The 20,758-nt window shown below is 43.0% G+C and carries 26 protein-coding genes and 1 tRNA gene; 1 reads left to right on the forward strand and 26 read right to left on the reverse strand.

From position 1 onward, the window contains the following. Window positions 1-193: 193 nt before the first annotated feature. Window positions 194-568 carry a hypothetical protein gene (locus F3H20_RS01790; protein ID WP_149733256.1) on the reverse strand — a complete coding sequence of 125 codons (375 nt, stop codon included), beginning with the start codon at window positions 566-568 and terminating at the stop codon, window positions 194-196. 145 nt (window positions 569-713) lie between these two features. Between F3H20_RS01790 and F3H20_RS01795 the strand changes: the two genes are divergently transcribed. Next, on the forward strand, window positions 714-1,442 hold the full coding sequence (locus F3H20_RS01795; protein ID WP_223191557.1) for a polysaccharide deacetylase family protein: 729 nt from the start codon (window positions 714-716) through the stop codon (window positions 1,440-1,442). Window positions 1,443-1,529: 87 nt separating this feature from the next. Here the strand turns inward: F3H20_RS01795 and F3H20_RS01800 are convergent. The 25 genes from F3H20_RS01800 to minC form a co-directional block, all read right to left on the reverse strand. Further along, window positions 1,530-1,605: transfer RNA gene (locus F3H20_RS01800), tRNA-Ala, on the reverse strand. Between the two features lie 73 nt (window positions 1,606-1,678). Further along, a complete protein-coding gene (locus F3H20_RS01805) occupies window positions 1,679-2,593 on the reverse strand; it encodes a chemotaxis protein CheV (RefSeq protein ID WP_149733257.1) in 915 nt (304 codons plus the stop codon). A gap of 144 nt (window positions 2,594-2,737) precedes the next feature. Next, window positions 2,738-3,622 carry a CvfB family protein gene (locus F3H20_RS01810; RefSeq protein WP_149733258.1) on the reverse strand — a complete coding sequence of 295 codons (885 nt, stop codon included), beginning with the start codon at window positions 3,620-3,622 and terminating at the stop codon, window positions 2,738-2,740. Window positions 3,623-3,630: 8 nt separating this feature from the next. Continuing rightward, window positions 3,631-3,981, reverse strand: coding sequence for a ribosome silencing factor (gene rsfS / locus F3H20_RS01815; protein WP_091743399.1), 351 nt, complete (start codon window positions 3,979-3,981; stop codon window positions 3,631-3,633). Between the two features lie 409 nt (window positions 3,982-4,390). Beyond that, complete coding sequence (locus F3H20_RS01820; RefSeq protein WP_149733259.1) at window positions 4,391-5,359, reverse strand: LCP family protein; 969 nt, start codon at window positions 5,357-5,359, stop codon at window positions 4,391-4,393. Window positions 5,360-5,393: 34 nt separating this feature from the next. Further along, on the reverse strand, window positions 5,394-5,966 hold the full coding sequence (yqeK, locus tag F3H20_RS01825; RefSeq protein ID WP_149733260.1) for a bis(5'-nucleosyl)-tetraphosphatase (symmetrical) YqeK: 573 nt from the start codon (window positions 5,964-5,966) through the stop codon (window positions 5,394-5,396). A gap of 119 nt (window positions 5,967-6,085) precedes the next feature. Further along, on the reverse strand, window positions 6,086-6,337 hold the full coding sequence (locus F3H20_RS01830; protein WP_091743396.1) for an RNA recognition motif domain-containing protein: 252 nt from the start codon (window positions 6,335-6,337) through the stop codon (window positions 6,086-6,088). Window positions 6,338-6,436: 99 nt separating this feature from the next. Then, window positions 6,437-7,069, reverse strand: coding sequence for a nicotinate-nucleotide adenylyltransferase (gene nadD / locus F3H20_RS01835; RefSeq protein ID WP_149733296.1), 633 nt, complete (start codon window positions 7,067-7,069; stop codon window positions 6,437-6,439). A 32-nt stretch (window positions 7,070-7,101) separates the two neighbouring features. Then, window positions 7,102-7,263 (reverse strand): hypothetical protein, encoded by a 162-nt coding sequence (locus tag F3H20_RS19805; RefSeq protein WP_177173416.1) that lies wholly within the window; start codon window positions 7,261-7,263, stop codon window positions 7,102-7,104. Window positions 7,264-7,368: 105 nt separating this feature from the next. Next, entirely contained in the window at window positions 7,369-8,493 is a 1,125-nt protein-coding gene (gene proB, locus F3H20_RS01840) for a glutamate 5-kinase (RefSeq protein WP_091743394.1), read from the reverse strand. A gap of 20 nt (window positions 8,494-8,513) precedes the next feature. Then, the gene (locus F3H20_RS01845) at window positions 8,514-8,816 is read right to left on the reverse strand and encodes a YhbY family RNA-binding protein (RefSeq protein ID WP_223191559.1); all 303 of its coding nucleotides are present in this window, start codon (window positions 8,814-8,816) and stop codon (window positions 8,514-8,516) included. Between the two features lie 13 nt (window positions 8,817-8,829). After that, window positions 8,830-10,101, reverse strand: a complete 1,272-nt coding sequence (obgE, locus tag F3H20_RS01850) for a GTPase ObgE (protein ID WP_149733261.1) — start codon at window positions 10,099-10,101, stop codon at window positions 8,830-8,832. A gap of 64 nt (window positions 10,102-10,165) precedes the next feature. Further along, entirely contained in the window at window positions 10,166-10,405 is a 240-nt protein-coding gene (locus F3H20_RS01855) for a Spo0B domain-containing protein (RefSeq protein WP_091743392.1), read from the reverse strand. Between the two features lie 354 nt (window positions 10,406-10,759). After that, window positions 10,760-11,059 (reverse strand): 50S ribosomal protein L27, encoded by a 300-nt coding sequence (gene rpmA, locus F3H20_RS01860; RefSeq protein ID WP_091743391.1) that lies wholly within the window; start codon window positions 11,057-11,059, stop codon window positions 10,760-10,762. Window positions 11,060-11,077: 18 nt separating this feature from the next. Then, a complete protein-coding gene (locus F3H20_RS01865) occupies window positions 11,078-11,386 on the reverse strand; it encodes a ribosomal-processing cysteine protease Prp (protein WP_091743390.1) in 309 nt (102 codons plus the stop codon). A 3-nt stretch (window positions 11,387-11,389) separates the two neighbouring features. Continuing rightward, window positions 11,390-11,701, reverse strand: coding sequence for a 50S ribosomal protein L21 (gene rplU / locus F3H20_RS01870; RefSeq protein ID WP_149733262.1), 312 nt, complete (start codon window positions 11,699-11,701; stop codon window positions 11,390-11,392). Window positions 11,702-11,854: 153 nt separating this feature from the next. Further along, window positions 11,855-13,300: an Rne/Rng family ribonuclease gene (locus F3H20_RS01875; protein ID WP_149733263.1), complete on the reverse strand. Its 1,446-nt coding sequence runs from the start codon at window positions 13,298-13,300 to the stop codon at window positions 11,855-11,857. A gap of 16 nt (window positions 13,301-13,316) precedes the next feature. Next, a complete protein-coding gene (locus F3H20_RS01880; RefSeq protein WP_149733264.1) occupies window positions 13,317-14,018 on the reverse strand; it encodes a TIGR03936 family radical SAM-associated protein in 702 nt (233 codons plus the stop codon). Then, window positions 14,011-15,870, reverse strand: a complete 1,860-nt coding sequence (locus F3H20_RS01885; RefSeq protein ID WP_149733265.1) for a TIGR03960 family B12-binding radical SAM protein — start codon at window positions 15,868-15,870, stop codon at window positions 14,011-14,013. The genes F3H20_RS01880 and F3H20_RS01885 overlap by 8 nt, the downstream gene beginning before the upstream one ends. Window positions 15,871-15,981: 111 nt before the next feature. Then, on the reverse strand, window positions 15,982-16,857 hold the full coding sequence (locus F3H20_RS01890) for a M50 family metallopeptidase (RefSeq protein ID WP_149733266.1): 876 nt from the start codon (window positions 16,855-16,857) through the stop codon (window positions 15,982-15,984). 6 nt (window positions 16,858-16,863) lie between these two features. Beyond that, the gene (locus tag F3H20_RS01895) at window positions 16,864-17,568 is read right to left on the reverse strand and encodes a murein hydrolase activator EnvC family protein (protein ID WP_149733267.1); all 705 of its coding nucleotides are present in this window, start codon (window positions 17,566-17,568) and stop codon (window positions 16,864-16,866) included. Between the two features lie 89 nt (window positions 17,569-17,657). Continuing rightward, a complete protein-coding gene (gene rodA / locus F3H20_RS01900; RefSeq protein WP_149733268.1) occupies window positions 17,658-18,764 on the reverse strand; it encodes a rod shape-determining protein RodA in 1,107 nt (368 codons plus the stop codon). 135 nt (window positions 18,765-18,899) lie between these two features. Further along, a complete protein-coding gene (gene minE, locus F3H20_RS01905) occupies window positions 18,900-19,178 on the reverse strand; it encodes a cell division topological specificity factor MinE (RefSeq protein ID WP_149733269.1) in 279 nt (92 codons plus the stop codon). Between the two features lie 14 nt (window positions 19,179-19,192). Further along, window positions 19,193-19,984: a septum site-determining protein MinD gene (gene minD, locus F3H20_RS01910; RefSeq protein WP_149733270.1), complete on the reverse strand. Its 792-nt coding sequence runs from the start codon at window positions 19,982-19,984 to the stop codon at window positions 19,193-19,195. A gap of 11 nt (window positions 19,985-19,995) precedes the next feature. Next, on the reverse strand, window positions 19,996-20,619 hold the full coding sequence (gene minC, locus F3H20_RS01915; protein ID WP_149733271.1) for a septum site-determining protein MinC: 624 nt from the start codon (window positions 20,617-20,619) through the stop codon (window positions 19,996-19,998). Window positions 20,620-20,758 lie beyond the last annotated feature (139 nt).

The raw sequence follows: 20,758 nt of genomic DNA on the forward strand, positions 1-20,758 counted from the left end.
CTAGCCCAATATGGCAGTAAATTGGACCCGGTTGATCAAAATAAACTCGCTCAGAAGAAGTTCCAAATGCAGCGGGCAAAACATTTTGAGCAAAGATTCCTAAAAAAAACAGATTAATTATACACAGCTTACGAGAGCTATGTAAATTAAAGCTCCCCTATAAGCTTATTCTTATCAGGGGAGCTGGTTTATGCTAACAATCGTTGGCGGATTTTTTATCTGGTTCATGTAAATCAGGCGTTTGGGTCGTTTGTTGCATTTTTCGAATAGCTGCCACCTCCGTATCAATAATCCAGCCAATCAAGGCACTGGGAATCATGATACTTCGCCAACTGAGAATACTGGTAATTTGTTGGATTGCGGCTTCTCGTTTTTGACAATTTTCCATCGTATCGGCTAATTTATCCAATTCAAAAATAATATCCCGTATGATACTTTTTAATCGGCCATTAGGTATTTTGGCAAATATTATAAATAAAATCATAGCTGCCAAATTGATAAATACCAATATAACAATCCCATAAATCAAAATCTTTATGTCTGTAGACAGGACAACTCCCCCTCTCACTCAAGCAAGCTGCATATCCTAGCATATGCAGCTTGCTTGTATAGTGAAACAGAAAACCTTTCGATTTACTCGATGCTTTGGGCATGAAAGAGAAGCTTTTATCATATATAATAGAGACTTTAACATACCCAAAGGAGGAAGCCGTTTGAAAAGATTTCATATTATGCTATATGCCACGTTTCTTTTAACAGTGATCAGCGGCTTAACCACCAATCATTTATCTAATAATCAAACAATCTCGGGAGTCTCAACTACGGACAAGGTCGTTGCTTTAACTATTGATGATGGGCCTCATTACAAGGTAACTCCAAAAATTTTGACAATTCTTAAGGAGAAACATGTCAGAGCCACTTTTTTTGTTTTGGGTGAGAATGTAGAGCATTGCCCCAAAATCTTCGCTCAGGAAGTTGCTGATGGTCACGAGATCGGCACTCATACTTATAGCCATAAAACATTATCAAAATTAAGTCCGCAAAAACTGTCCGAAGAGTTCGATAAAGCTGAAAAGGCTATCCGAACAACGGCTCCCAAGCCGACGCTGTTTCGTCCTCCCGGAGGATTCTATAATTCGCAGGTACTTGCTCTCGCTCACCAAAAGGGATATCAGGTAGTTCTATGGTCAGTCGATCCGCAAGACTGGAATCGTCCGCCTACCCAAGAAGTAATTGATAAGGTTTTAAAAGAGGTGAAACCGGGGAGTATTATTTTGCTTCACGATGGACAATATCCTCTTCCTACGCCGCAAGCACTCGGTGTGATTATCGACCGCCTGCGTGAACGCGGCTATGAGTTTGTAACCGTTAGCGAGTTATTACAGCATAAAGAAATGATCCCCATATTTAATATGGAAAGAAAGTGGCTTTCCATATTTTAAAATTATTTCCTTTGACCCTTCAAATAATTAATGAGGAAAAAAGCAAATAAAAAACCTTTATGGATTATCCATAAAGGTTGAATTTACTGGTGGAGATAAGCGGGATCGAACCGCTGGCCTCTTGAATGCCATTCAAGCGCTCTCCCAGCTGAGCTATACCCCCACAAACTTCATTGTCTCACCGACATGATTAATTATATCTGAGTTATCCTATTATGTCAATAGAATTTATTAATTTATAATATAATTTTATCAATCAAATCAATCAGCTGTGAGATTTCCGGTTTTGATATCTGGCCATTCGCTCCAATGGCTTCACCCTTCCGGCGCATTTCTTCATTGATTAAAGAGGAGAAGATAATAACCGGTAATTCTTTCAATATTTGATGTTCTCTAATTTTCTTAAGCAAGTGATGTCCATCCATCTGGGGCATCTCAATATCGGTAATAACAATTTGCAATTTGGTAGAAATAGGCGTTCCGTCTGCACCCATTTCTTCAAGCGCAGCCCAAGCCTCTTTGCCATTATGATACGCCCGTACATCTTCATATCCTGCCGTATGCAAGGTGCCAACCAACAGCTCACGAAGCATGGGTGAATCTTCCGCTACGAGCACTGTCTTGCTTTGCCGTATTTTAGTCAAGTCAGGGCCGGTTTTAGGAATGGTAGTCAGTTTAACGTTAATTTCCGGGTTAATCACCGAAACTATTTTTTCAAAATCGAGCAAAACAATGATTTTATCCGACATCTTTATGAGTCCAACAACCATGTCAGAATCACTGATATCCGGCGGCGGCTCCATCGCCGTCCAAGAGACGCGGTAGATGCGTGATACGCTGTCTACCAGGAAACCTACATAATAGTTATTCAACTCACTTACAATAATATTCTTAGTATTAGACTGGTCTTCAACATCCAAACATCTAGGCAGGTTAACCAAAGGCATCACTCTGCCACGCAAAGTAAATACACCATCGACATAGGGATGTGAATGCGGCATTTTGGTAACGGAAACGGGATTAATTACCTCACGGACTTTAGCCACGTTGATTCCATAACTGACATTGCCTACAGTAAATTCAATGATTTCGAACTCATTTGTCCCTGTTTCTAGCAGTATACCTTTTTTTCCCAAAGTACTTTCACTCATATATCCGCCTCCCTACCATAGTAGCTCCCATACAAACAGGCCAATTGCTTTTACTATATAATATTAATTATACTAAATATTCTAAAATCCTCCAAGAATCGCCACGAATAGAAAAAATTCGTGAAGTAAGCAATAAATTCTATACTATTTTTCCGGTATATCCGAAGCAATTTTATAGGTCCAGCCATTTTCCTGTTTGACCAACCGGGTTTTCATTAAGGTTCCCAGAGAGCGCTTAAAGGCTGATTTGCTAATGCCAAATTTTTCTTTGATAATATCGGCAGGCGTATCGTCGGTATAAGGAATCTTTCCGTCACAGAAATCCAGTAATTCTAAGATCTTTTTTGCATCTACTTCTAAAGCCTGTTCCTTGATTGGACGCATAGAGACATTGACACGGCCGTCTTCCCTCACGTAAGTAATCCGCACAGGAAGTTCATCGCCAATACGCAGTTCTTTAGTAATTTCACTGGCATGTAAAAACGCAATATATCGTTCTGTGGTAAAGAGAAAGGCGCCTTCTGCAAAAATGTTGTATACCGTACCGGTTAACATATCGCCAGGTTTTACATTTTCAGCCGGCTTGGCGGCCTTTTGCAATTCCTCCTCAACTTCCATTGTCACAGCCAACCGATCTGATTTATCACGATACAATTTAGCCCAGACCTTATCTCCCTTGCGGACCTTACCGCGCATCCCGCTAAAAGGCAAAAACACACCCCTCTCGGCTCCGATATCCACAAAAGCCCCATCGCGGGTAGTATTAATGACTCTTACTCTGGCAATCTGCCCTTCGCGCATCTGTGGCAAGCGCATACTGGCTGTTAAGCGGCCCTTCGGGTCAAGGTATAAATATACCTCGACCGTTTCATCCACCTTTATCTCATGTAATTGCTGTGCCTTATGCAATAAGATATCGTCGGAAGTGTTACCTGTTCCGGCATCTAAAAATGCACCTAATTCATTGACACGGGCAACTTTTAAACTTACGACATCACCAGGTTTGTAGTGGCTGCTTATCGGTTTCATATGTTCACCTAATCTTCCCACGTGCGCACCGGAGCATCGCCCCAAAGCCGCTCAAGATTGTAAAAGATGCGATCTTCCTCGACAAATACATGCATAACACAGGAGCCGTAGTCTAACAAAATCCAACGGCCCTCACGATATCCCTCTTTATGTAACAGCTTAATTCCCTGTTCCGCCAGCTTATCCTCTATATTGTCAGCGATCGCTTTGACCTGAGTGGTTGAATTGGCACTGCAAATAATGAAGAAATCAGCTACCATTGATATTCCATTTACGTCAAGGATAAGTATATCTCTTGCCTTTTTTTCGCTTGCAGCTTGGGCCAATAGTTCAGATAGACGAGAATTGGATTCGGACATTATATTCCTCCTAGTAACGAATTACTTTATTCTTTTAATTATTTTCCATATTGACTTATTATATTCTGTAATGATGACAAGTTTCCTGCCAATGGTCGTGTAAACTCTAGCCTATAGGATAAATTGCGAGAGATTTTTCGTCCTGTTCGGCGGCGGAGACGCGCATACCGGGAATATGTAACGGCGACAACAAAAGCAGGACAGAAAAGACCTCGTAAGAACACTATAAAATTAGGGGTTACGGACCACGAGAGCTTGTATTCATACTACTAGCGGACCCATAGCAAGTGATTTTTGCGCCAGACGAGATCAAACAGGTTGCAGCCCCTATTTTAAATCTTGTTACGAAGTATGACACAAAAATTACCGTCGGATAGCTTGAGGACACACCCTAAGAGCCTGCAGTACTTCACTGCAGGCTCTTAGCACTTTGTTTTGCAGATTCATTTGGTTCTGAATTGCAATCATAAAAAAGCTTGTCGACCACTTGCTTTGTCTGCTCTTTATCATATACCCAATAGCTTACTCCATCAATGGTGGCAAAATCTCCAGGTACCATTTCCGCTTGTAACTCGCCTTTCTTAAAATTCTTCAAACTGTTTGCAAGCTTTAAAAGAGTAAAAAACTGCATATCCGTAGTTACATATTTATTTACCGTATTTACGATAGACGGCATTTTGAGAATGGTCTCGATTTGAAAAGCCTGATCAGTCATTGCCTTCAGAAAACGCTGTTGTCGCTGAACACGACCAATATCACCAAGCTCGTCATGCCTGAACCTTACATACTCGCCGGAGGCTTTGCCATCTAAATGCTGATACCCTTTGGTCAGATGAATGTAAAGATTAGCGTAAGGATCTTCATAATCCATATCATTTTCTACGTAAAGATCCACACCGCCCAGAATATCAATGACCTTTATAAATGCTTGCCAATCAACAACCACATAATAATTGACCGGTATTCTTAGTAGATCTTCCACCGTTCGTTTCGCCAGATCAGCCCCTCCGTAAAAGTAAGCATGCGTGATTTTGTCATAGCTTTTATAGCCCGGAATGGTTACCTTTGTATCACGGGGAATAGATATAAGACTGACAGAACCCGTGTCCTGATTAATGCTGGCGACCAGCATGGCATCTGAACGCCGGGGGCCTGATGGATCTTCCGCATCCGCATCATCTAACCCGAGCAGTAATATATTAATATGATTGGCAGGCGCTTCCCGACCGCCAACTGATGCGGTTACAGCCGTCGCACTATGAAACATATTATTATATGCATAAATTACGGCACTTGCCAAAGACGTTATAATAAACAACAGGGTCAGTAACAGAAAAAATACTCTTGTCCAACGTATACGGCGACGTCTGATTCCCATGATACTCCCCCTCTGAAAAAGCTATACATCGAAATTAATTTATTCGTTCTTGCATCAATAAGGAATTTCTTCCCAAGATCGTATTAGGATGGATAAAACCATGCTTGGCGATAATATGAGATATCGTATGGTCATAGGCAAGCAGCATAGCTTTGTCCAAATTGGTATGGGCGGCTTTGCGAAGAACGGCTACCCCCTCAAAGTCCCGGTCTGGCTCAATGTAGTCGGCTAAAAATATAATCTTAGCAAGCTTTGACATATGGCTACCGCCAGTGGTATGCAGGGAAATGGCTTGCAATATGTCGTCATCTTCCACACCACATTCCCGTTTCACCAAATGCATCCCGATTTTTGCATGTAATAGAACAGGCTCTTCCCTTTCAATTTCATCGACAGGCAGCGCAAGTACGGCCGCCTGGTGCAATAAGATTTCCATCGGCAGTTCTCGTGCATAATCATGCAGCAATCCTGCCAGTTTAGCTTTTTCCCGGTCCACCCCATATTTATCAGCTAGCAAAAGGGCTGTTTCACTAACACCCAGAGTATGTTTAAACCGTTTAGGAGATAACCTTGCTTCAAGAGTTTTAATTAGTTTCCCATAATCCACTTTAATCACCCAGTGTAGTAAAATTCTTCATGTTTTAAGGATATCCTTCCCAAAGCAGACAAAAAGCCTCCTATATCGGAGGCATCTTTTTCTTACTTATCAAATGTTACAATGCATAATTAGCCTTGCCGTGGCTTGGCTTCATTAACGACGATTTGACGTCCGCCAAAATCATTGCCATTCATGGCAGAAATCATTTTTTCAGCATCGTCATCTTCTACTTCTACAAACCCAAAACCTCTGGAACGGCCTGTTTCTTTATCCGTAATAATCCTACTAGATATGACCGCGCCATATTCCCGAAAAGCTTCTGCAAGGCTTGTATCGGTAGTAGACCAGGGTAGGTTGCCAACGTAGAGAGTTTTTGCCATCTAGGGAATCACCTCTCTTTCCATGAGTTCTTAACTGACTTCCTTAACATTATTTGCGAATTGATGATATTTATGCCTGCCTTTATTTGACATGGCCTGCTATATAGGAAACGCAGAATTTTGATACAGTCCTTCTTTCAATATATAGTTTTCAACGTTCTCCGGTACGATATATTTAATGGAACGTCCCCCCTTTATCCGCTCCCGAATATCAGTGGATGAAATATCCAACAGAGGAATGTCCAAGCGGTGAATATGTTCTTTCCCTTGTGTGCCAAAATTATGGATAACCTTATTCAATTGCTCCACACTGCCCGGACGGGTCACCGCTACAAAGTGGCAAAGTTCTAAAAGAAAATTAATATCCTTCCAGGAGGCCAGTTCCAGCACAGCATCTGCGCCCGTAATAAAATAAAACATTGTATCAGTTCCATATAGTTTCCTCAAGGCGATAGCCGTATCTACTGTGTAAGAAGGGCCTTGGCGTTCCAATTCAATGGGGGAAACCTGAAAGTGCGGATTGGAACATGTAGCCATGACAGTCATCAGGTAGCGATGCTGTGCAGGCGTTATCTGCATTTGTTGCTTGTGCGGCGGCTCAGCCGCAGGTATAAATAAAATTTTTTCCAAATGATACTCAATACGTACCGCTTCTGCTACAACAAGATGACCTATATGAATAGGATCAAAGGTTCCTCCCATTATACCAATCCGCTGTCTGTTGTCCGACATCATGGGTCCGCTCCCTATTGTAATTTATGATGCTAGTTAAACCAGGCTCTAATCCAGGATCCAACAATATCAATCCCGCTGCGGACCACAATGATGGTAGCGATGATAATAACGACGGCTCGCAAATAGTCGATAAAATCGTGCCTTCCCTTTGGTGTCCTTAAATAATCTAAGAAAGCGTGAATATATCCCATACAACTTCCACCTCATTGTGCTCAGTCAGTCAATGGTATAGAAGTCTCAAAATCACATGATCTTGAGACTTCTATACCGACTCGACAAACAATTGCTTCTGAAACTTATACCAGTAAAGTCATGTTATCCCGGTGGATAACTTCATCATAAGGCTTATGTCCTAATACCTCCGCAATCTCATTGGTATGCAGTCCCATGATCCGTCTGGTCTCTTCCGCGTTGTAATTGGCCAGCCCTCTGGCAATTTCCCGGCCGGCCAGAGATAGGATACGAATCGTTTTACCTTGTTCAAATTCTCCTTCAACCTGCTTGATTCCTGCCGCAAGCAAACTCGAGCCGGCTGCCAAGGCCTGCTCACAACCGGAATCAACAATAACGCTGCCATGAATACGGGCGCCAAAAGCCAACCAACGCTTGCGAATTTGCAGGCGATTTTCTTTGGAAATGAATATAGTACCTATATTTAGACCGTTTAATATCTCTCGCAATACGCCATCTCTTGAACCGGAGGCGATGAGCATGGTAACGCCGGAATTAACCGCTATTTTGCCTGCCTGTATTTTGGTATACATTCCCCCGGTACCCCGCAGACTCCCGGTTTCACCTGATAAGGCTTCAATCTCCGGTGTAATATCACCAATTTCACTGAGCAAACAGGCATTAGGATTTTTTTGCGGATTATCAGTAAACACACCTTCCACATCGGATAAAATGATCAGAATATCTGCATCTACAATACTGGCGACCATGGCCGACAGGGTGTCGTTATCGCCAATTTTTAATTCATCAATCGCTACCGCATCATTTTCATTAACAATGGGAATAACCCCCATGTTTAGCAGGGTTAATAAGGTATTGCGCGAATTAGCGTAACGGGTGCGTTTTACCGAATCCTCTCTTGTTAGCAGCACTTGCGCGACAATCTGGCCATATTCCCCGAATAATTTTTCATAGGTATGCATTAGAATTCCCTGCCCAATGGCAGCGACAGCCTGCTTTTCGGGAATTGTTTTCGGCCTTTCCTTCAGTCCCAGGCGGTCCATTCCGGCACTGACTGCAGCAGAAGTAACCAAAATGATTTCTTTTCCTTGATTGACCAAATCCGATAATTCTCTTACCAGTTTTTCGATGCGAAAAAAATTCATTTTTCCAGTATCATGAGTTAAGGTACTGGTACCTATTTTGACTACAATTCTTTTGGCATCCTTCAGGTTATTTCTGGTAAACATCGTCTCCACCCACTCTATTATTAAGGCAATTCTATTTTCCGGTTATCAGGATTACATTTGTACAATAATCCGTTTCTACCGATTACTTGTACTAATTCTGCCTGCAGTAGAGCTGCCAAGTCAGCTATCGCCTCTTTCGGATCGGACGGACTGTTCTGCAGTACGCGAACCTTAATAAGTTCCCGGGCCAACAGCGCATCCCGTGCACTATCGGTTACGGCCTCAACTACACCGGCCTTGCCAATTTGTACAACAGGGTCCAGCGTGCTCCCCATGGCTCTTAAATAACGTTTCTGCTTGCCTGTTAAGTTACTTTCCAACAAAATATCTATCCTCCTACAGCTTAAACTCAAATTCCATATGTCTTATACGCACCGTATCGCCTTCTTGTATTCCCCGTTCTTTTAATGCTTCCTCAATCCCCATACGTCGCCAGATAGCCTGGAAACGCCGTGTTCCCTCATCATTATCAAAGTTAATCATGGCTACAACTTTTTCAATTTCTTTTCCTTTTACCACAAAAGCGCCGTCATCATCACGGCTTATCATAAATTCCGGTTCAGGTTTTGCTTCATAGATTTTCTTTTCGGCTTCTTGTTCCGGCTCTTCCACATATTCTTCCAGCAGTTGCATGGTGCGCCACATGAGTTTTTCCAAGCCTTCTCCCGTTGCCGCTGAAACAGGATAGACTTCCCGCTTCTCTTTTTCCATAAATTCAACAATACGGTTGTAGTTTTCCTGAGCCTCCGGCAAATCCATCTTATTAGCTGCTATAATTTGTGGACGTTTAGCCAAGCGTTCACTATACAGAGTAAGTTCATTATTGATTTTATGATAATCGTCGAGAGGATCTCTGCCTTCTAAGCCGGATACATCCAGGACGTGAATAATAATCCTGGTACGTTCAATATGCCGGAGAAAATCATGGCCTAGACCAACGCCCTCGTGAGCACCTTCGATCAAACCGGGAATATCGGCTAATACAAAGCTCTTGCCTTCAGCCAGACTGACAACTCCCAGTACAGGACTAAGCGTAGTAAAATGATAGGCTGCAATCTCTGGTTTAGCAGCCGATACTTTAGAAATAATACTTGATTTGCCTACACTGGGATACCCCACTAAACCGACATCAGCTAAAAGTTTAAGCTCCAAAAGAAGTGACCGGTCCTCACCGGGCTCCCCTTGCTCGGCAAAGGTCGGAGCACGGTGCACGCTGTTGACAAAGCGGGCATTACCACGACCGCCACGGCCGCCATGGGCAATCACCGCTTCCTGCCCTTCGCCAGTCAAGTCGGCAAGGAGATCACCGGTCAGCTCATCCTTTACAATCGTTCCGGGAGGAACTTTAATCACGAGTGAATTAGCATTCCGCCCATGCATATTTTTGGTCTGTCCGTTTACCCCGTTATCAGCAGTAAATTTTCGTTTGTAACGAAAGTCCACCAAAGTATTAATGTTAGAATCTACAACCAATACTATATCGCCGCCCCGACCGCCGTCACCACCACTGGGTCCGCCTTTCGGGACAAATTTTTCCCGGCGAAAGCTGGACATTCCATGTCCGCCGTCACCTGCTTTTACCGTAATCTTCGCTCGGTCTATAAACATGTAAACTCTCCTCTGACTCTTTTTAGATCAAATCTTTATGTAATATGCGCATTTAAAATGAAACTTAAACGCGGTTAACCGTTCCCCGGCATTCAGTTTGCTTAATATGCAGGCGCACAGCATCAGAGAGCAAAGATGGGTCCTTAGCTAAGTCTTCGATATATTTCATAGCTTTTTCCGTCCGTCCAAGCTGAAGCATGGCATGAATAACTTGTATATGGTTTATAAAATCATGGCGTTGCATCCGTAATAGTCTGAGTAGTTCCTCACAAACCTGATTATCCTCCGATGATTCATTAGCCATACAAGAGTCCTCCCTATTCTGATACTATCTTTCAACTAATTTATATCAAAATGACCCGTTCCGGCCATATGGATCTCAACTTCAAATTTATAATCAGTGCTGCCAGCACTCTAGAGCATATCTTTAAATTATCAAAACGTCCACTGGCAGCGCTTTTCACGGCATACTGCATTAAATTTTTTTGAAATAAGAGCCATTATTCCTGCAAAATTTCGCGTGCCCTTTAGGGTATGCCTTGTCTGCTTAAAAATCATCAGGCATTGACCAGTTCGTTCGCTAATTTTGAAGGCATACCCTAATAAAATTTAAGGGTAAATGAAAATAACACCTGCGGAATGTCCGCAGGTGAATATGCTACATAGCTTCTTCTATAGCGTAAACACTAACTTGCCTGTCATCACGGCCTTTACGCTCAAAGGCCACACGACCGGCAACCTTTGCGTACAAGGTATCATCTCGGCCGATGCCCACGTTTTGTCCGGGATGGAAGTGAGTTCCTCTCTGACGGACTAAGATGCTACCGGCAGTAACAACTTCACCAGCATGCCGCTTAACACCAAGCCGCTTTGATTCACTATCCCGTCCATTACGAGAACTACCTACACCTTTTTTATGAGCAAACAATTGCAGGTTAAGCGAATTAAGCTTAAACATTACAATTCACCTCCCGTATCATAAAATCCGCACAAATTTATGATAATTCTTAGCAATTTCCTCAAAACCCAACAAGATCGTTCCCAAAATTGCATCGGTCAACGTATCCGGTGGTTCCATTAATTCAAAAACCATTTTCCCCTCAGCTATTTCCAGACTTATCGCCCGCTCAAGCTGCCGTTCCAGTCCGAAAACCGCTGTATGGGCCAGTACCGATACAGCCGCACAGACAATATCCTGTCCATGTCGTCCGGAATTAGCATGTCCTGTGACCGAAAAACCTAAAAGCGTTTGGTTGTCATTTCGAATTGGAATGATTGTAATCATAAGTTATGCGTTAATTTTTTCGATAACCACTTTAGTAAACGGTTGACGATGACCTTGACGCTTGCGATAATTGGATTTAGCTTTGTATTTGAAAACTAAAATCTTTTTGCCTTTGCCTTGAGCCATAACTTTACCGGTTACTTTTACAGCTTCCAATACAGGTTTACCAACCAGTACGGCACCGTCCTTTACCACTGTAAGCACACGGTCAAATTCCACTACATCGCCCTCTGCAGCTTCCAGTTTTTCAACAAAAACTACATCGCCTTCTGCAACACGGTACTGCTTTCCACCAGTTTGAATAATTGCGTACATAAATACACCTCCCTGCCTAAATACTCGCCGAATTTGGTACGTCACGGCTTTAAACCGGAAACGTTTATAAACCTTTTCGTGCGGTTGGGGCTGTAAGCCTAATCGCTTACATCATAAAATATTAGCATATAAGGAGTATCTTGTCAATAAATGTTATTCATCTTGATATAGAATTGAAAAAACTTCATCATGCATGGCTGGTACTGCTTCACTAATTAACCTTCGATTTAACTCTTGTTCCATTTTTTGCAGATCTTCCCGCTTTTCCAATACGCCGGCAACTCTTGGGCTGGTCTGAATCACCAACTTGCCCTGCAGTCTCGGCCGGGCGGTAATTTTTCTAAGTTCCCGGCAAATTTGAATGCAGACGGTTTCCGGTGACTGTATCCTCCCCCGTGCCTGACAGCAAGGACAATCCATATACAATAAGCTTTCGATATTTTGTCTTGCTTTTTTTCGCGTCATTTCCACCAAGCCTAAGGCCGTTAATCCGAGAACATTACTTTTGGTCCGGTCCCTTTGCAAGGCAGTTTCCAAAGTAGCAAGAACATTTTGCTTGTGCTCTTCTTTATCCATATCAATAAAATCAATAATGATAATACCGCCAATATCCCGCAAGCGCACCTGCCGGGCAATTTCGGCGGCCGCCTCCAAATTTGTCTTAAGCACGGTTTCCGACAAGTTAGTATTCCCGACAAATTTTCCTGTGTTTACGTCAATAACCGTCAGTGCTTCTGTACGGTCAATAACTATATAGCCGCCGCATTTTAGCCATACTTGCCGCTGGCTTATTTGTTCCAATGCATCGTCTATTCCAAAATGAGAAAAAATATCTCCCTTTCCCCTATGTACCCGTACCTTGGGTATTAAATCAGGCGAACTAAATTTCAATAAATCACACACTCGGTCATAAGCGTCCTGATCATCCAAAGCAAAGCTATCCACATCCGCAGTCAAGTAGTCCCGTACAATCCGAATGACCAGATTTACATCACGGTATAAAAGCAGAGGAGCATGCGCTATTTTAGCTCTGGATAATAAGGTGGTCCAAAGATCACTTAAATACTTCACATCTTTATGTAAATCTTCTTCGCTTTTTCCTTCCGCTACAGTCCTTACGATAATCCCCATACCGGATGGTCGTACAGTTTCAGCCAGCCGTTTTAACCGCTCCCGTTCGGCCTCATTGGCAATCCTGCGTGATATGCCTATATAGTCTACCGTGGGCATAAGCACAACATAACGCCCAGGCAACGTCAGATGTGTTGTGGCACGAGGTCCCTTGCTGCCGATCGCATCCTTGATAATTTGAACCATGATATCCTGACCAACTGTCAACGGATGATTTGCTGTCGGGGACGCACCGGATGTTTTGGGAATAACATCTCCCGTATATAAGAACGCATTTTTTTCCCGCCCGATATCAACAAAAACAGCTTGCATGCCTGGCAATACATTTTTTACTTTCCCTAGATATATGTTGCCGACAATATTGGAACTTTCTGTACGTTCCACCGACACTTCCACTAATTCTCCGTCTTCCAGCAATGCCATTCTTGTTTCTTCCGGATCGATATTGGCGACAATGGTCTTTAGCATAAATCACCCTCCTCGCTTAAGATAACTCCAGTGGCGTTATCACCTGATCCTGTCCGGCAATATAAAGACCGGTACGGTGAATTAAAGCCGCTTCTTTGCCAGCAGGAAATGAAAATTGATCGACCAGAACTGAAAAAACATCGCCCGGTTTTATACTGCCTGTCGGTGTAATTTTGATAGCCGCTTCGATGATAACTTCATTTCCATTATTGCTTAGCTTAAGGTCCTGCAGTAAAAAGTCCTTTATAAGAACTTCCTTCTTTCCCTTAGGGGTCTCTTTTACAAAGTGAATATGCTCGGTTCTATTAAACCGCTCAGTACTTTCATAAGCCTTGTCCAACATGGCTACTGACGGCAAAGTAACCAAAAGTTTATACGTTGCCAGGTTTACAACCGCCATAAGGGCCGGGCTTTTTTCTGTCGCTTCTTTTGCCCGTCTTATCTGTATGCCAGTGGGTAAACACTGCGTCAAGCAGGCAATCACTGTAGTAGAGTCAACCGGTTCTTTCCATTCAATATCCAAATATTCCGCGCTGCTCGTAACGCCTACTGCCAAGGCTGACGCAAAGGAAATCTTCATATGAGGATTAAAGCCTTCCGAATAAGCGACTGGCAAATTAGCCCGCCGTATTGTTCGCTCCAGCGTCCGGGCATAATCTAAATGTGAAATATAACGGATTTCTTCTTCCTTGGTTAATTCTAAACGAGTTTTAGGCATGGGCTTCTTGCCTCCAATCAATTACCTTTGCTGTTAACTGGGGGCATACGCCACAGGCCTCACAGCGATCCCGCCGGCAGTCTATTGTGTAGGCTGCTGCTATCGCTTGCTCATATTCACGCAATAAAAACGCCTTATGCACGCCGGAGTTTAAATGATCCCACGGCAGTACCTCATTTTCTGGCCGGTTTCGCCCGGCATAAAAATGCGGATCGATCCCTTCTGCCTGAAAAGCCTGCATCCATATGTTGAAATCAAAGTGTTCCGACCAGCCGTCAAATTTAGCACCGTTCTTCCAGGCCCGGTGGATAACCTTGCCTAAACGGCGGTCACCCCGGGCAAAAACACCCTCTAAGAAACTGGTTTTTGCGTCGTGCCAGTTAAAAGAGATGCCGCTTTGTTTTAATAAGGATTTCAATAATTCTTGTTTTTCTTCTATTTCCTCTATCTTATTCTGACCGAACCATTGAAAGGCCGTCTGCGGTTTGGGCACAAACGAAGATACACTTACTGTAACTTTTGCCCCGCGACGTCCTTTAAGCCGCTTATAGCAATCCATCACCCGTCGGGCCATATCGGCAATCCCCCGCACGTCCTCTTCCGTCTCAGTCGGCAAACCAATCATAAAATACAGCTTGACAGTCGACCAGCCGGCAGTAAAGGCCGCACTGACAGCATCCTGCAAATCGTTCTCGGTAACCCCTTTATTGATAACATCCCGCATTCGCTGCGTACCCGCTTCCGGTGCAAAAGTCAGACCGCTTTTACGGACTTGCTGAACCTCCTGCGCCAACTGAATAGAAAAGCTGTCAATTCTAAGCGACGGCAAGGAAACACTGACTCCCTGTTCTTTAAAAGTTGTTATCAACGTACGAATCGTGTCGTGCAGGCAGGAATAATCGGCAGAGCTTAACGAAGTGAGGGAAATTTCACTGTATCCGGTATTTTTGACCAAATCCTGAGCTAGCTTCAGCAATGTGCCGGGTTGTCGCTCCCGTACCGGCCGGTAAATCATTCCGGCCTGGCAAAAGCGGCAGCCCCGTGTACAGCCACGAAACAGTTCCAGCATAATCCGGTCATGAACAATATCTAAAAAGGGTACGACCGGTTTCGTTGCAAACATGGCAGCATCCAAATCATGAACTATTCTTTTGGTTACTGTTGGCGGTACACCTTCTTCTTTCGACGTAATCGCCAGAATTGTACCGTCTGCCTGATAAACAACCTGATACAAAGAAGGAACATATACGCCAGGTATCAGAGCCGCTTGCTTAAGGAAGACCGGTTTGCCACCTGTTTCTCCCGAACGCTTCCAGGCTGAATAGGCATTAAGGACATCCAGCACAACCTCTTCCCCTTCGCCTAAAACCAACAAATCAAAAAAATCGGCAACAGGTTCGGCATTGAACGCACAGGGACCACCGCCGATAATCAGCGGAAAAGAATCATCCCGTTCCTCTGCCAGAACGGGAATATGCGCTAAATCCAGCATATTCAAAATATTACTATAGCTTAATTCATATTGCAGTGAAAAGCCGACGAAATCAAGCTCTTTTAGCGGTGTAAAAGTCTCCAGCGTATATAGTGGTATATTGTGTTCTCTCATTTGCGCTTCCATATCTACCCACGGGGCATAAACCCGCTCGGCAGCGATTGAAGCATGTTCGTTCAAAATTTGATAAAGAATCTTTAAACCCAGATTGGACATGCCTACTTCGTACACATCCGGCAGTGCCAGAGCTATCGTAACATCCACTTGGGAATGATCCTTTTTTATACTGTTCAACTCATTGCCGGTATAACGGCCGGGTTTGACAACTTGTGTCAGGATGGATTGGCTTATCTTGACCATGCTTACCTCCAAAAATTGCAGCAAATAGCGTTGCGCTTCTCCTAGTATATTTCCTATATAAAACCATATTTAACCCTACGTTCTACGTATATAAAAAAAATCCTGCCAATATTATAAAAAATGGCCAATAGGAACATGCAGCCCTTTTTCCGGTAACTGTTCCCAAATTTCCGTTTCCGTTAGCATTCCCCGGTACTTCAGCTTATCCTGCTGAACAATCAGCACGACATAATATTCATTGGGCCCAAAGTTATGAATTAGCTCCTGAACAGGAACTTGCTCGATAACGGTAAAATGTGTAGTGGGCATTAAACCGCGCGAGGTTAGCTTTGCCTTTTTGCCTGCTAAAATTCGCATCGTGCGAAAGCCAGTGATAATGGCTTCCTTCTGTGAGGCTACATAAATAAATACCCCGCTGACAATAAAAGTTAAGTTAATTTCATTAAGATATAAGTAATACCAAAATGCTCCGAATAAAAGCCCGGCACTGACCAGTCTGCTAATTTTAATAGTAACGGTTGTTGCCTTTTTATACCCATAGTAAGAGGTTAGATATGCCCTCAGAACTCTTCCCCCGTCAAGCGGCAGCGCCGGAAGCAGATTAAAGACCGCCAGGACAAGATTGACGTAATAATAAAAGAGCAAGATTTCTTGCCAGGTTGTCGTCATCTGAATCGCCAAGTAGCAGCAGGCTGCCAATGTTAGGCTGGCAACAGGGCCGGCGAAGGAAATAAATATTTCGCTTCTTGTGCCCGCCTCATTTAAACAATCTATCTTTGCCACCCCGCCAAAAGGCAATAGTTCAATTTCCTTGACCTTTAATCCCGCAATACGTGCAGCAATGGCATGAGCAAGCTCATGCCATAACACAGCGCTAAACAAGAGTGTAATTTTACTGCTTAAACCTGCCAGTACAAAAAGCAGCAGGACTATTAAAAACCAATTGTTGAGCTTTAGTTTAATTCCCTGAATACAGCCAATCCGCAACAAGTGTCACTTCCCTTCCTTGGTTTGGGCTTCATATTTAATTCTTGTTAACGGATCTATCGCTTTTCCCTGTTCACGTAATTCAAAATATATTTTTTTATTACCTGAACGGGCAATGACCTGCCCCTGGCTGACTTTTTCTCCTTGACTGACAATGACTTCACCTAAATATCCGTACATAGTATCCAGCCCATTACCATGTTCGATAATAACTGTTTTCCCATAAACTTGACTGTCGGCAATCAATTTTACACTGCCTGCGGCTGCTGATTTTATTGTCGAACCGGGAACGACTTCTATCTCAATGCCTTGCTGAAGCTCACCCTGACTTACCTGATTTTTATTCCAGCCAAAGAAACTGACGATTTTTCCTTCTACCGGCTTTGTCATGTAAGCCAGAGGATCCGGCGGTTTGGGCATTTGATTTGCCATATTCTTAAAAACCGCTAAATCCAGGTCATTAGGCAGGTGTTGGCTTATTTGCGTAGCTACATAGGTAAAATCGGTTTCGGTCGTCAATATATAATGAACCCCTTTATCCATGATTTGTCCCACATAGGTTTCCGATATGTGGGCCCCGTATACAGCAGTGAATAAAAGAATAGCAATAGCAGGGCGTTTCAGCCAGCTATAATTATATTCATGTTCCGTGTAACGCCAATTATCCCGCGGTGTCCGGGCGTCTGACCAACGATTCCATAAATTAGCCATATGTTCCCCCTAGACCATGTAAGTCCTATAACAAACTATATGCAGGATATGGATAAATATAACAAAAGCGCACCGTCAAGGTGCGCCTTCTAAAACAAAATTTTTTGCCGTCGCATGTAGATATTCAAAAGAATACCGATACTGATCATATTGGTAGTCAACGAGCTAACACCATAACTCATAAGAGGCAAAGGTATTCCGGTAACTGGCATGATACCAGCAGTCATCCCGACATTAACCAATACATGAAAGGTCAACATGGAGGTAATGCCAGTAGCCAACAGAGTTCCGAAATTATCTTTAGCCAGACCAGCTATCTTTATTCCACGGTATAATAGGAAAAAATACAAAAGAAGTATGATAACGGCCCCGACAAACCCCAATTCTTCACCAATAACCGCAAAGATAAAATCCGTATGGTTTTCCGGCAGAAAGTTCAATTGACTTTGCGTTCCGGCAAACAAACCTTTGCCAAACAGCATTCCTGAACCAATCGCAATTTTAGATTGAATGATATGATAACCGGAACCCAGGGGATCAACATTGGGATCAATAAATACAGTAAGCCGCATTTTCTGATAGTCCTTTAAAAAATGCCAGAAAATTGGCATGAAGGCAGCTGCCGCTGAAAAAATAAGTAGTAAATGCTTGCTGTTAATCCCCGCAACAAAGATCATTCCGAATAAAATAGCAAGAAAAACCAGTGAGGTCCCCAGGTCCGGTTGTTTTAGAACCAGTAAAAAAGGAATACCGACATAGAGAAAAACCGGTATAATTTCTTTAAAAGAGTTAAGTTTTCCCATCTTCTTATCCAATAGACTGGCGAGCGAGATAATCATAATCAGTTTGGAGAATTCCGAAGGCTGCAAGCTAATCGGACCGATTTGAATCCAACGCTGTGCCCCCAAGGCAGATTGGCCGACAAACATAACCGCCAATAACATAACCAGATTAATTCCATACAGTGTATTCCCAAATTTGGACAGAGACTTGTAATCAAAATGCAGCATAACAAATATGAAAATAACATTCATTAGTGCAAAAATCCCCTGCCGTTGCACATACCAGTACCGGTCCTCACTAGGGGTATTAATGTGGGTGGCACTACCGATGATAATTAAGCTGACTAAAATAATAAGACTTGTTACGATGATTACACTAAAATCCAGATTTTTCAAAAGACGCCGACTAAGCATTCATATTACACTTACCTTTCCCTATTGATGAGCACTAATTTATTATAATAGGATTTTTACTTTCAGTCCAGTAAAAGCATAGAAGCAAGGAATAGCCTTATGAGTCTGCTATGCCTTGCTTCTAAATTCCAGTCATTAGTCCTGAGACCATGCACCGCGTTTCATCCTGTTGACAGGAATATTAGCCACTAATGCCACCGATGAGTTGGTGTTAGTTAGATTGACCTCCATATCCCTTTCATTAATCTCCATATAATTAGAAATGACCCGGATCATATCATCTTTTAATATTTCCATGAATTGAGGAGAAACATTGGCCCGGTCATGCACTAAAACCAACCGTAGCCGTTCTTTTGCAATATCCTTTGACCCTGCGCTATCCTTGCCAAATAACCGTTGAATCATTTCAAACACTTTTCAATCCCCCCTCAAAAGCCAAAAATTTTCTTCAATTTCTTCATAAAGCCATCATTGGTTTCCAATGTCATTAAGGGGATATTTTCCCCCATAAGCCGGCGTACAATATTACTATACGCCGTTCCGGCCAAGGAAATTGGATTTGCTACAGCCGGCTCGCCGCGATTGGTTGAAATAACAATGTACTCGTCTTCCGGGATAATTCCCAGCAAATCAATGGCCAGGATTTCTATAATATCATCAATATTCATCATATCGCCCTTCTTTACCATGCTGGGCCGTATACGATTGACAATCAGTTTTGGATTATGCTTTCCCTCTGATTCCAACAATCCGATAATCCTGTCCGCATCCCGAACAGCCGATACTTCCGGCGTTGTAACAATTATCGCCCGATCGGCACCGGCAATGGCATTCTTAAAGCCCTGTTCAATACCGGCCGGACAATCGATGATAACATAATCAAATTGCTCCGCTAATTCCTGGGATAATTGACGCATTTGTTCGGGACTGACCGCATTTTTGTCTCTTGTCTGAGCTGCCGGAAGCAGATAAAGCGTTTCATAACGCTTGTCCCGGATTAAAGCTTGTTTTAAGCGGCAATTTCCTTCTGTAACATCTACTAAATCATATACAATCCGATTTTCAAGTCCCATGACAACATCTAAATTTCTAAGTCCGATGTCGGCATCAATTAAAACGACTTTTTTACCTAGCAACGCAAAACCTGTCCCTAAATTGGCAGTGGTAGTCGTTTTGCCGACGCCACCTTTACCAGATGTAATTACGATCACTTCTCCCATGAATTAACCTCCTAGAGAATAGCTGGTTCAATGATTACCGCACCATCTTTGACGCGTGCAGTTTCAACATATTCCGGATAATCAATATGATCTGGAGCCCTTGCAATGAGTCCGGCGATTCTAATCTGCGAAGCCATCAGTTTATTGGCGGTAATGGTTGCCTGTTCATCCCCATAAGCCCCGGCATGTACCACGCCGCGGCAAGTGCCGTAGATAATAATATCACCGCCGGCAATCAGTTGAGCTCCTGGGTTGATATCGCCAAAAACAATAATGTCTCCGCTATACACAATCTCTTGTCCATTACGCAATGTCTTTTTTATCACCAATTCCTCCGGAACAGACGCCTGAGTCGTTTCTGCTAAAGCAGTATCGCCGCCAACACAAAGGGCGGTTTCCGCTATGCTCCAGGAAAGACCATGGCTTGTAAACAGCTCGGTTAATTGTCCCTGTTGTTCCGGTGTGAGTATGCGTACGGCAGATGAAATATTCACCACAGCACCATTACTAAAAAATTTCGCCGCTGATTCCAGCTTTCTCCTGAGTTGTTGCATAATTTCGCCAAAGTCAGCGGATTCGTTCAATAATAACTGTAGCCCGGTTTTACTTCCTTTAAATATTACATCTTCCTGCATATCATTCTCCTAAATTTTACCATGAATTAACTGCCAATTACAATCATATTTCGCGACAATTGGCAAATTTTCCTGCAATAAAAAATGATTTACAAAAATTATGCTTTATAAAATAAATGAGGAACATGAGTTATTCTCA

The organism is Propionispora hippei DSM 15287, assembly GCF_900141835.1.
Lineage (GTDB): Bacteria > Bacillota > Negativicutes > Propionisporales > Propionisporaceae > Propionispora > Propionispora hippei.